11 protein-coding genes are annotated in these 11,336 nt (G+C 51.4%); 4 read left to right on the top strand and 7 right to left on the bottom strand.

The genetic code is table 11. The features are described from left to right. The first annotated feature begins 426 nt into the window (after positions 1-426). Positions 427-1,302, top strand: coding sequence for an FkbM family methyltransferase (locus FJ146_17915; GenBank protein MBM4253848.1), 876 nt, complete (start codon positions 427-429; stop codon positions 1,300-1,302). Between the two features lie 87 nt (positions 1,303-1,389). Here FJ146_17915 and FJ146_17910 read toward each other — a convergent pair whose 3' ends face one another. Together FJ146_17910 and FJ146_17905 are read right to left on the bottom strand one after the other, a co-directional pair. Beyond that, the gene (locus tag FJ146_17910; protein ID MBM4253847.1) at positions 1,390-1,932 is read right to left on the bottom strand and encodes a macro domain-containing protein; all 543 of its coding nucleotides are present in this window, start codon (positions 1,930-1,932) and stop codon (positions 1,390-1,392) included. Beyond that, a complete protein-coding gene (locus tag FJ146_17905; GenBank protein ID MBM4253846.1) occupies positions 1,932-2,603 on the bottom strand; it encodes a DUF4433 domain-containing protein in 672 nt (223 codons plus the stop codon). Before FJ146_17905 ends, FJ146_17910 begins: the two co-directional genes overlap by 1 nt. A gap of 55 nt (positions 2,604-2,658) precedes the next feature. Here FJ146_17905 and FJ146_17900 point away from each other — a divergent pair, with 55 nt between their 5' ends. From FJ146_17900 to FJ146_17890, 3 genes are all read left to right on the top strand, one after another. Beyond that, entirely contained in the window at positions 2,659-2,934 is a 276-nt protein-coding gene (locus FJ146_17900) for a phage integrase family protein (protein ID MBM4253845.1), read from the top strand. Positions 2,935-3,310: 376 nt separating this feature from the next. Then, positions 3,311-3,670 carry a helix-turn-helix transcriptional regulator gene (locus FJ146_17895; GenBank protein MBM4253844.1) on the top strand — a complete coding sequence of 120 codons (360 nt, stop codon included), beginning with the start codon at positions 3,311-3,313 and terminating at the stop codon, positions 3,668-3,670. Between the two features lie 165 nt (positions 3,671-3,835). After that, on the top strand, positions 3,836-4,231 hold the full coding sequence (locus tag FJ146_17890) for a hypothetical protein (protein ID MBM4253843.1): 396 nt from the start codon (positions 3,836-3,838) through the stop codon (positions 4,229-4,231). Between the two features lie 430 nt (positions 4,232-4,661). Here the strand turns inward: FJ146_17890 and FJ146_17885 are convergent, their stop codons facing one another. From FJ146_17885 to FJ146_17865, 5 genes are all read right to left on the bottom strand, one after another. Continuing rightward, positions 4,662-5,351, bottom strand: a complete 690-nt coding sequence (locus FJ146_17885) for an HNH endonuclease (protein MBM4253842.1) — start codon at positions 5,349-5,351, stop codon at positions 4,662-4,664. Between the two features lie 51 nt (positions 5,352-5,402). Then, positions 5,403-5,897 (bottom strand): M48 family metallopeptidase, encoded by a 495-nt coding sequence (locus FJ146_17880; GenBank protein MBM4253841.1) that lies wholly within the window; start codon positions 5,895-5,897, stop codon positions 5,403-5,405. Then, complete coding sequence (locus FJ146_17875) at positions 5,834-8,926, bottom strand: type I restriction endonuclease subunit R (GenBank protein ID MBM4253840.1); 3,093 nt, start codon at positions 8,924-8,926, stop codon at positions 5,834-5,836. Before FJ146_17875 ends, FJ146_17880 begins: the two co-directional genes overlap by 64 nt. Beyond that, a complete protein-coding gene (locus tag FJ146_17870) occupies positions 8,923-10,164 on the bottom strand; it encodes a restriction endonuclease subunit S (protein ID MBM4253839.1) in 1,242 nt (413 codons plus the stop codon). The genes FJ146_17875 and FJ146_17870 overlap by 4 nt, the downstream gene beginning before the upstream one ends. Beyond that, a partial coding sequence (locus tag FJ146_17865; protein MBM4253838.1) for a type I restriction-modification system subunit M occupies positions 10,154-11,336 on the bottom strand: 1,183 nt, incomplete at its 5' end. The genes FJ146_17870 and FJ146_17865, both read right to left, overlap by 11 nt.

Raw genomic sequence — 11,336 nt, 5'->3', positions numbered from 1 at the left:
AGTGATCTTGAATTATGCTTTGACAGGCTTTGTCACGGGGCGGGAACCGTCCTCAGGTGTGGAGGGTGGGGTTACCCGCCCGCTGAAGCACGAAACTCTGACCATACCGGAGCGCTCTTGTCAGAGAACGTGAGGATTGGTCGGGGTAGTTCATGCTCAAAGCGCTAGATGAGATTCGATATGCTCCTGCCGCATGACAACAGTCCAGCCATATGTTTATGTTTCAGGCGAGATTGGGCGGTTGCTGGGTGCAGCAGTGGCTGAGGCTTGACCTTTAAGGTCAACTAGAGACGACATTTTTATACCTGCAGCGGATTTCAGCCCGTGGCGGCGGACTTTTGCCGATAGCACGCAATGGATGCCAGAAGATTGATGCAGCACCCGTGATGAGTCGTGAGATGCCGGGGACCACTGCTGCGAGGTCTTATGTCGAGGCTGCGTCTACTTTTGTCTAAAGCTGCCCTGAATTTTCAGTCTGACCTTAGATTTCTGGTGTTACATCATATCTCCATCACGGCCAGGCTAATCTACTTAGTCAGTAAGTATAGGGCGCTCCTGACAGCCAGGCGTGAGATCGCGTATCTGGGATCTAATTTTTACTATGACAACTACTGGACGCCGACCTTACTCCAACATTATCCGCAAGAAATAGCGATTCTGAATGGGTTCGTCGATCCAGCGGCAATCACCACAGTGCTGGACGTAGGCGCTAATCTAGGGCAGTTTGCTGCGACGTGGCGCTATTACGCGCCAGGCGCGCGCATTTACTCTTTTGAGCCTAATCGAGATATTTATCCGCTGTTGCGGAAGAACGCTGCACACGATTCAAGTTGGGTGACGTTCCCGTATGCCATCGGTCGACAGCACGCCATGATCGACTTTTACTATGTGCCACAAAAATCGGCGCAAGGGTCCTTCTTTGCGTCGAGAGCGACGGCAAACTTACTGACAACGGCTGCCGTTAAAACCGAGGTCTCCGTTATATCCCTTAATCAGGAGACATGTCGGGAGCTGGATTTGCCGCAGACTTATGATCTGATCAAAATCGACACCGAGGGAGCCGAGGAACAAGTGCTCGAAGGGCTGCTCGATATCGAGTGGCGCTACCTTTACGTCGAGTGTTCCATGGGTTGTGACGGCGCTATGGACGAGGCGCGCCTATGGGCATTGATAACTCGCATGAACGGTGCATTGCCGCGCCTACTTTATAAATCACAGCCGGCTGTGGGCGGGATGTCGTATGACATCTTGGTAGAGAATATGAACTTTCAACGAGCGAGTAACCTCGCTCTCCACACCTAACGTCGTTTCGCGATCCGTTGCGTATTCTGTAAGCGCAAAATTTAGGGCTACAAAAGCAGCATTCATATCGCGGTCTAGTTTGAACAATCAGGCTGGCGATATCCCAAGAGCCGACCTTGCAGCCGTACCTGGGTTCGTATCCGGAGCTTCCTTGACCGACTGGGAGTCCCGGTCCGGCTGGGTAGCCTTAGCCAAAGACTCATAGACATAGACTTCAAGGTCGGGGATGTCGCCCAAGTACTTGATGATCAGTGGCTTGACCTCGCTCCAGCTCAGGCCTCCGTTACCGCAGCCAAGCGGTGGCATGGCAAGGCTGTGAATTCCAAGATCGGTGTAGTGGTTAGCGAGGTACTTCAGGCCAGCTTCGATCCAGTCCAGTTGCGACGGATGGCGCCAATGCTGTTTGGTTGGGAAGTTCAGGACCTGAACCTTGTCGTCTTCCCACAGATAGGGTTGGCCGACACGGACAGCGTCGCTCGCGCAGCGAGCTTGGTAGTCAGCAAAAAGTTCTGGATATCGGGTCTTAAATTCCAAGGCGACACCTTTACCCATCACGCCGACACAGTTGACCGTATTGGTGAGCACTTGAGCGTGAGAGCTAAAAAGATTCCCGGTAACAAAGGTGATCATCAGAAGTCGCTTCGTGGATTCGCTGTGCCGAAATATAGGCCAGGGTTGACCCGCACCGCCTTTTTTATACCGAAACGCCCCAGAGTTGCCAAGACAGTCGCTGCAGACGTCATCGAAAAGACAATAATATCAATGCATTCAGAAATTGCTAGAAAGTCTGGAACAAGGATTTCGGCCTGTTTTCGCCGCTTAAGCTCAGGGTCACGGGCGTATTTGACAGTGTTGATTGCAGATGCATCCAATTGAGCCAAGTCATCCATGTTTGTGAACGAGAAAAACCTTGTGGCACTGGATCGTGCGTTACCGTCACTGATCACGACGCCACCTTGGCTGAGAATGTCCAGGCTGAAGCGCAAGAAAATCATCTGTTCGTTCCTTGTTTGATTCCAAGCAACCATCGGTGTCTTGAAACCAAAATAAAGTGGCGCATAGTCATGCAGCGAACGATTGGTAAAGGGCACTTTAATTATTGCTCGCGCGGTCTGTACATCCTCGTTGGCGAGGCTTTGGTAATTGACGGCTGCAAGTTGATTTCGGGCCCTGATGCCTCCTGTTTCGCAGATGCCGACTAAGTTCTCGATATAAGTAAGGTGCAGCGCTGGACCTAGCTGAAAGCGGTCTTTTATTTGTTTAAATAGCGGCTCCAGGAGTGAAACCTCATGATGTCTGATCCCTCAATTTGTACTTGGAAGACCGATTTGGTGTCCAGAGACATGCGCTATTCCAGTGATGACATGTAAACTTGAGATCCACGTCCACAGCCTTGGGCACACGTGCCTGACTAACCTTGCTAATTGCTACGGGATGGATGCCCGACTGCCGCTGCCGCAGGTCCAAAAGATCGCCGGACACAAGGATATCGCCACCACGATGCGTTATGTTCATGTGGATGGTATCGAGAACACGCCCTCCAGGCAGTGGTCTCGGGAGCGGCGCAATGCCATGAAGGGGATGCAGGGGCGTCGATACCCGGGCGCATGGATTTCGAACGTGGTGCGGTGAGGCTTGCTAGTTCGTAGCGCTTTTCCGCCCAGCGGAATGCGTAACGGGCCTTAGCATCGCGGTCCATCATCAGTGGCATGTTGCCTGTGCAGTCAGGGTTAGCGCTGTAAAGGGGCGGGTACAGTGGTGGGCTGATTAAGTCCCCAAGTGGATGAAGTACTAATGGAGATCGTAGAATCCGCCAAGTAGTCCTATTGTCCGCCGTAAATGACGGTGTTGTCCGATATCGCGGTCGACACCAAATATGTGTTGACAATTTGTGCTCATCCTAGTGACCTCAGATGACACGCGTATTGACGATAGAGTTGGAGTGTTTAGCCCCGCTGTGGGGTGACCCACAAACATACTGAGCAAATAAAGAAGTGTGAGGTCGCAAATGGATGATTCTAAGGACCCTTTAAAAAACAAAGACGAATTTACACTCATCCTGCGCAAGCGTCTTAAGACGGAGCTAGACTACCAATCGATGACGGCTGCAGACCTAGCGCGCAAGACCTCCGTCCCTAAGCAAGTAATCTCCGACTGGCTGGCCGGGGTGATGCCGCGACGCCTCGATCATTTGAAGCGCGTGGCTCATGCCTTGTCGCTGACGATTGACGAGCTTTGCTTTGGGGGTGGGCAGAATGGGCAGAATGGGTCAGTTGGGGTGGTGGGACTTGAGAGGATGATAGGTGCGGGGGAGGATAGGGACGGGATCGTGGGGAGGTATGAGGTGGTGGTGCAGAGGATTAGGTGAGGGGGGTGGCTCGATGCTTGCGGGACGAGACGGAGTAAAGACGCATATGGATACCTGTGGTAATCATGGGTTGCGCATCGTGGTTTAATTTAAACCAATAAGCTCCGATAAGCCTCTAAGGATGCCTCATTAGGATCCAGGCTAGACAGAGTTGACGGAGTGAGCGTGGTTGCGCGAGCAGGTAAAAACAAATCAGAGCTACTCGTCAGTGCGCGTGACTTCAATCAGCGCGTGGGACTCGTCAAAGATTTTTATGAGCTCGAGTGGCTAGGTCTCAGCGGACATGATTTTTGCGGATCTTTCGGCCGGTCTTGTCTTCCGCAGCTTGTGCAATTTTGTGATGACAATCCCGAGTATCATATACTTACTTGCGATGGACCTGGTCGCTACGTCAACCGCTTAGTTGCCGATAAGAGCTTTTACATGATCGGGGACGGCGACAAAAATCCGAACTTGTTGCTCAATAGGCTGCTACATCCACATTGGCAGGTGTTATACGAAGATGGGGTCAGCGCGGCTCTTGCCGAAATGGATAACATCAAAAATCGTCGTAAGGCTTAGGGCGGGGTAATAGATGCTGGGGAGAAGAGGAATGGGATTGTGGGGCGGTATGAGGTGGTGGTGCAGAAGATTAGGTGAGGGGCGATAATAATTAAATGTGTGACTTCGAATAAAATCGCACAGAGCGTATCAAGCATGCTCAGTTCGGTCGTACGTCCTGTATCATCGAAATCGATCCCGTATTTGAAATACGATTTGAATGCGAAGTAGATTTTTAAGCATATCGACAATATGCCTGGGCAAGTAACTCTCTGTAACAATCGTTGCTACACAATGGCTGTCGTCATCATTGAAGGCCCTTGTAGTGTTCAATGCGAGTAGCCGCGATCGCCGTTCAAGTCAGATTTTGCTGATGACTTTAGGAATTGGTGCACCTAACGCTCTCAATGTCTGGGCTGCCGCGTTCGAGGGCTTTAATAGCGAGTTGGCCTCAATATACCAATCGGAGGCGATCTATTACGGACTCAATTACCTTCTCATCAAGGTCGATCATCAAGTTCTTAGCCACTATGGCTTGGATTCTCATTGCTGAATTTATATAGTCAATTTGTTCTTCAATTGTGAATCTATTCCAATTGTTATTATGTTTATTCCTGTTGTGGCTTTTCAATAGTATTTGAAGGTTGTCTGGATGATGCCGGCCTGGTTTCTCCGCGTTTAACAAGGCATCGGAATGATCGATTTCAAAGTCCAATCGAAAATATGAGTTGAGCGTATCCACCACTGCTTTCATTTCTTCAAGACGGTAAAAATCTTTGGTAGATAGCGATTGTAGATCTTGTGCGATTCTTTGATCACGAGTCAGAGGCTCGGTATCTGATGTGATGTCACGTTCAATCAGTGCAGCTTTACTTTCGACTGAAAGGTATCTGACATTCCTCGGTCGCTCAGCAGTATCCACCTCCACTAGGCCGGCAAAGTCGCCAGTCGATATGCAGGAGCTTATCCTTGCTGCTAGCTCTCGAAGTCCTGTCGATGGCCTTTTATGGTTGGCGGCTTCTTTGTTTGCCTTAGCTAGCAGATCCGGGTAGAGCTCCCCCACCTTGATTGCCCAGTTGGCAACTGTGGTCCAGTCATTAATTTCCCTCAATGCCTCAATATATTTTTCGTTAATCTTCATAGGACTGAAATACCTCGGTAGATTGCAAGTATTTGTCTGCCTTGGATCGCTTCAGGGGCTATTAATTCTTGCAAGTTTGCGCTCTAATGCTCTGATTTGTCTTTGAATATCTGCCTCAGAGACCCCAGTCTCCGGAACCTCCAGGCATATCCCTTCCCGGTATCGGGCAACGATACTACGCGATAGTGTAGTAGTTCGGCCTACTATCGGCTCCCACCTTCCATTGAAAAATACTTTTGCTCCCGGTTCGAACCTCTCCGGCCATGGGTTGAATGGAGGATTCTCTTGAATCTCCTGCCACTTCGTGAAAACCCAATTCTCGTTTTGACGTAAGAATTGATCAATGGAAGTCTGCTCACTATCTTTTGGCACGGTCACAGATAGCCGATCGACAGTCAGCGTCAGGCGCATCCGCTTCGCCCGCGCACTCTCTTTGATGTCATAGGGGATCTCAGTCTTACCAACGGTAAAGACGGGCATCATCACTCCTTGATGAAGCGCCTGAGCGCGTATTCCTCCACCTTCTCCGGAACTTCTTTCTGCCATCCTTTGATATTTGTTGGATGGGCCAACTCGCGAACCTTCCGACGCAACTCTTTCCGAAGTTGCTCTTTGATGTGCCATCCTGCTGGGGCACTCGAGTCATCGCTATAAACCTGCTCGATGTCGCTCGCCAGCTTCGTGAATGTCACTCGATCTTTAGTATCATCTGCATCAGAGTCGCTGGTCTTGTCATCGGCGGCACCACTACCATCAGAACCTTTGGCCCTGAACGCTAGCAGTATTTTAAAGATGTCATAGCCCCGTTCGCTGAGCCCTGTTTTTTTGTACGCATCATCTTCGGCGACTAAGTCTTTGCTAATAGTGTCGAGCTCATTTAGCAGCTCAGCGGCGCTGATTATGTTTTCCTCGTATTTCCGGATCGCTGCCTCTACCAGTTCCGAGAATTTTTCATATCGCAGTTCGTTGGCGGCTACCCTCTCTTTGACTGCTTGGCGCACTTCGGTCGCTTTTCTTGCTGCCGTTGTTAGGATTTCCTCTGCTGAGATCTTCTTTTTTGCCGCTAATGCGAAGTCATCCCAAAAATCTGGGTCCGTTATCTTTTTAAGCTTACAAACCGTCTTGATGCCAGTGACATCGAGGTGCTCTTCAATCATTTGGCGAATCTTGGCGCTGTACGTCGCCAGGCTCATGCTCTCACGTTTCTCAATAACTACCGTCGCCCATTCAATAAATCCCACGAACCACTTTAGGTCTTTCTGGTACTCCAGGACCCTAGGGTCCGGACATAGGTAGCTGTACGCATCTTTGAATGTGAGAAATAGCCGCTTAAAAGATAGCCACTGATCGAGGGACCCTAGGTGCTCCCTCAGCGCATTGTACTCGTCCCGAGCATTGGGTGACTGATGTCGTTTGACTGAGCCGCAGGCCTTTACTAGATCACGATGTGCGACGCGTAGAGCGTTTGCTGGGCCCTCCATGTCTCGCATCGCAGTCCCGACATCTTCCTGGCGATAGGCAGACAGAGCCTGGTCGAGGCGTTTTGAGACCCCGATATAATCCACAATCATGCCGCAGCTTTTCTCGCCCTCATCCCATACTCGGTTGGTGCGGGCAATCGCTTGGAGCAGATTGTGGTCGGTAAGCGGGCTGTCGAGATACATTACGCCCTCGATAGGCGCATCAAATCCCGTCAGCAGCTTGTCACAAACGATCAGGAAGGTGGGCTGTTCACCTAGTTTATTGAAGTTCTTAAGGGCCTCTTCCTCGGCCTTCTGATCGAGGGCATGCCGCCTGAGATCCAGTCTTAGGGCCTGTATCCTTTCGTCTGGGCTATCTTTAGCATCCTCTTGATTCGGAGAGTAAACGCATCGGCTATACTCGCCGGCCTTTTGTCTAGCTTCCTCAGGGTCGACACCTTGAGTCACTAGAGTCTTTGCTATCACGCGATCGAGTGCGCGCTTGTATAGGATGATCCCCTCGCGGTTGACCGCAACGATCTGCGCTTTTAAACCATCCGGCTTGGCAAACTCTCGGTAGTGCGCCCAAATATCGGCCGCGATCAGTTCGACCCTTCTATGGTGCTTAGCTAACAGGTCCTGGGTCACGCCCCGTTTCTTGATCGCCTCGACGACCTCGGGCGGCTCCTCGGAAAACCACTGATCGAACAGCATGTCGATCTTTGCGGGCTCAACCTGCCATTCTGTCATCCGGCTCGCGTAGTGAATCGGGACGGTAGCTCCATCAGCCACGGCATCATCGATCGAGTACCGGTCGAGGTAGCCCTCGCCCTTCACGCCAAAATTTTCAAAGGTGTTTTTGTCGTTTTTCTTAACGGGGGTACCGGTGAACCCAAAGAAGGTCGCATCGGGAAACGTAGCTCTCATAAAGGCGCCCAGGTCTTCTTCCTGAGTCCGGTGACACTCGTCTACAAGCACAATCCAGCGGTCACTATGCGGCACCGGCGTCCTGGAGCCCTTGAACTTATGGATCGTTGAGAGCAGCGTCACCCCATGCGTTGCGGCACGCACTGCTGCATGAAGATCCTTCATCGACTCGACTTGGACAGGATTCTCTAGTCCACAGGCAACGAAGGTCTTGCTGATCTGGTCGTCGAGTTGCTTCCGGTCGGTGACAACCAGCAGATTCGGATTTTCGAGGTCGCGCCCACTCGCCGTCAGGTCATGTTTGAGTTTTAGCGCTCCGTACACCATCGTCAGCGACTTGCCACTGCCCTGAGTGTGCCAAACTAAGCCTCGCTTGAGCTTCGCATCTTGCACGCGAGCGACCATTTTGTTGACGGCTCGGTACTGTTGATATCGGCAGATTTTTTTGACCACACGCCCTGAGCTCTTGTTGGTCTCGAAAACGATGAAGTGGGCGATCAGGTCGAGTAGGCGCCTTGGCTCTAGTAGTGACCAGAGACCGATCTTGAAAGCGTCGTCGCCAAAATCCTTCGGGGTCTTAGGCCAGGGATCGCGCCAGGTACCCCAATGCTTGGCAGGAGCACCGGTAGCGCCGTAGAGGACGTTGACCCCGTCGGTTACGACGTTGAATGCGTTGGATAGGAAGAGGCGCGGGATGTCGCGCTCGTACTGGAGGATCTGTTCGATGGCCTCGTTGTTCTTGTCCTTTTTTGGGACGGGCTTTTTGCATTCGATAACGACAACGGGGATGCCGTTGATGAATAGGACGATGTCGGGTTTGCGAGGTTGTTCAGATTGGACACGGAATTGAGTGGCAAGGCTGAACGTATTGTTAGCGGGGGTCTTGAGGTCGATAATGCGAATGGTCTTCTTCGTTAATTCGCCAGACACCTTTCGGCTATGACCACCACGCAAATACTGCAGCCAACGGCCGTTGTCTGAAAGTCGAAGGAGATCATTATACGTAGCATTTACAGTATCTTCATCGACTCCGTTAATGCGTTGTATAGCTGCGACCAGATGCGTGCGCAAAATCACGCTACGGTCCCCATCTCGGAGAATGGCCTGATCAGCACTCGCGATCCTAGAAAATCCAAGAGTTCCCAAGAATTCGCTCGCAGGCCATTCTGTTGTGTGGAATTCAGTCATTGCACCTCCCGCAAAACACGGATGTGGCCACGAAGCAAGTCGCCTGCCACTTGGCTTTTCATCCTGTGCAATGTCGCGAGCTCGTACTCCGCCTGTGTCAGAGCCGACTCAAGCCCCGACACATACTCCACTATACACTCCTGCTCCTTCATCTTCGGTAGCAGCACAGGAAACGCACGCAACTGAGAAGAGTTAATGCTGGCGAGATTTGTCGTCTGCTTCGCACAGGAAAGAAAGTAGCGCTTTCCGTATGCGCTTGACGCTAGCAGCGAGAGGAATTTGGGGTTCAAAGCCGAGGAATCGCAGCGCACGGCGAAAACATGATTCTGATGCAAACAAAGCTCGATTTCGCCATTCCATACGCAGCCCCGACCGAGTTTGTCGATGTCGCCACCTTCAGTTAGCAATACATCACCGGTTTGAAGCGAATACCGCACGACATCGCTCCTTGAGACGATGATTGTCTTAATTTCTGAAAGAGCAAGGTGTCCGTCTTGAACGTTTGCAACGCGCAGGTAAGGTAGTTCGACAGGATCCCTTATCTGCTTCTTGCCCTTAGCAACTCCGCTCCTGACTTCTCCAAGCTCAGCAAGGGGCTTCATCGTCCAACTCTCCGGAATCTTCCCAATCTCCGTCATCTTGAACTTCGTATGCCCGATCCCGCGGGTGAGGAGTTCTTGGAGTAGGCCCTGCTTGAGGCGCTTGGTCTGCTCGATGACGGCATTGGTCTTTTCGATGGCGGCGTCGATGGCGGAGAGGCGCTCGACTATGGCGCGCTGTTCATAAAGGTCAGGTAATGGGACTTCGATTCCGCAAAAACTGCGCCAGTCGGTTTTCTTTCGCTTTCCGTCAAGATTACCTCCATATGTATTGCGCACGAACTCTGATTGAAGACCAGCCGATTTGAAAAGCATCCAAAGAAAATGCGGTTCTACCAAATCAAGAGCTCGAAAAGTAATATATGCAGGGCTTACAATGCCTTCTTCGCACAGACGCTGCCAGCCAATAGCACCATAGTAAAGAGACATTGGATCGTAAGCGAAGTGCCCTTTTGGAAGACGTCTGTATTTACTTGTGTCACTTGAGGCGATTCGCTTTTTGAACTTCTCAGACTGGAGTACTACGCCACGATCCTTAGTGACAGAAAATACCGGTAAATGATAAGAAGGCCCGCAAACCTCCTTAGTTTCCTCTACAAGCTGCCCTATCTTCATTAGCCGCCACCCCTTAGGAACCATACCCAAGCTCCTTCAGGTAGCCGATCATCTTCCGCTCAGTCTCATCCCTCTCCTTAATCAACTGCTGCAGCTTAGCAAACTCCGCTTTGACGTCGATCGCCTCTTGCTCCTCCCCAATATGAACATAACGCGAGATATTGAGGTTAAACTCGTTCTCCCCAATCTCTTTTAGCGGTACAACGCGAGCGAATTTGTCCTCGTCCTTGTACTCGTGATAGGCGCCAGCCAAGCGCTTGACGTGTTCATCAGACAGGCGATTTTGATTTTTACCTTCGATAAACTCCTTAGCGCCATTGATGACGAGTATCTGCCCCTTGTGAGCCTTGGGCTTATGGCGATCGACGATGAGGACGCAGGCCGGGATGCCGGTGCCGTAGAACAAGTTCGGCGCTATACCGATCACCGCATCAATCAGATCCTCCCTGATTAATCCCTCACGGATTTTTGCTTCCGCACCGCCCCTGAATAGAATGCCGTGCGGTAGCACCACACCCATCTTGCCATAACTACTCAAGCTGGCGACCATGTGCTGGACAAAGGCCAAATCTCCGTAGGACTTAGGCGGGCAGCCATACTTATCGCGTCCAAACTTGTCGCCGCCCTTCCATTCGTCGTGGCCCCAGCTGTCGAGCGAGAATGGCGGATTAGCTAGCACGCGGTCGAAGGTCTGGAGCTGCTTGGTGCCGGACAGATGCTTTGGATCGCGAAGGGTGTCGCCCTTCTCCACAAAGGAGTCGTCTATGTCGTGGAGGAAGAGGTTCATCTGGCAGATGGCCCAGGTGTTGAGGTTACGTTCCTGACCATAAAGTTTGAGAGCCTTGGTGTTCTTGCCCTTCTTTTCTAAATAATGGACAGCCTCGAGAAGCATACCTCCGGATCCGCAGGCTGGGTCATAGATCGACATACCCTCCTCAGGTCCAATGCACTCGACAATAAGGCGCACAACCTCTTTGGGCGTGTAGAACTCGCCACCCTTTTTGCCAGCGTCGTCAGCGAACTTAGCTATCAAGTACTCGTAGGCATTGCCGAGGATGTCCGGGGTAACGTCGGCAATGTAAGGAAAGCATCGCCAGCCAACTCGCGGAGCGAGCGCTGGTCTCACTCTGCAGAGTGCCGCGTTTGATGCTTTTGAAAAATAATCACGGATTGCTTTGAATCTGGCCAAAGTGTGC

This window comes from Deltaproteobacteria bacterium, assembly GCA_016874735.1.
GTDB lineage: Bacteria > Bdellovibrionota_B > Oligoflexia > Oligoflexales > CAIYRB01 > CAIYRB01.
This window is presented reverse-complemented; position numbering and strand designations above follow the sequence as displayed.

Excerpts from the sequence above, each read along its gene's own strand:
- FJ146_17910 (MBM4253847.1), bottom strand. The coding sequence starts at position 1,932 with ATGATCACCTTTGTTACCGGGAATCTTTTTAGCTCTCACGCTCAAGTG.
- FJ146_17915 (MBM4253848.1), top strand. The coding sequence starts at position 427 with ATGTCGAGGCTGCGTCTACTTTTGTCTAAAGCTGCCCTGAATTTTCAG.
- FJ146_17875 (MBM4253840.1), bottom strand. The coding sequence starts at position 8,926 with ATGACTGAATTCCACACAACAGAATGGCCTGCGAGCGAATTCTTGGGA.
- FJ146_17880 (MBM4253841.1), bottom strand. The coding sequence starts at position 5,897 with ATGGCAGAAAGAAGTTCCGGAGAAGGTGGAGGAATACGCGCTCAGGCG.
- FJ146_17870 (MBM4253839.1), bottom strand. The coding sequence starts at position 10,164 with ATGGTTCCTAAGGGGTGGCGGCTAATGAAGATAGGGCAGCTTGTAGAG.
- FJ146_17885 (MBM4253842.1), bottom strand. The coding sequence starts at position 5,351 with ATGAAGATTAACGAAAAATATATTGAGGCATTGAGGGAAATTAATGAC.
- FJ146_17895 (MBM4253844.1), top strand. The coding sequence starts at position 3,311 with ATGGATGATTCTAAGGACCCTTTAAAAAACAAAGACGAATTTACACTC.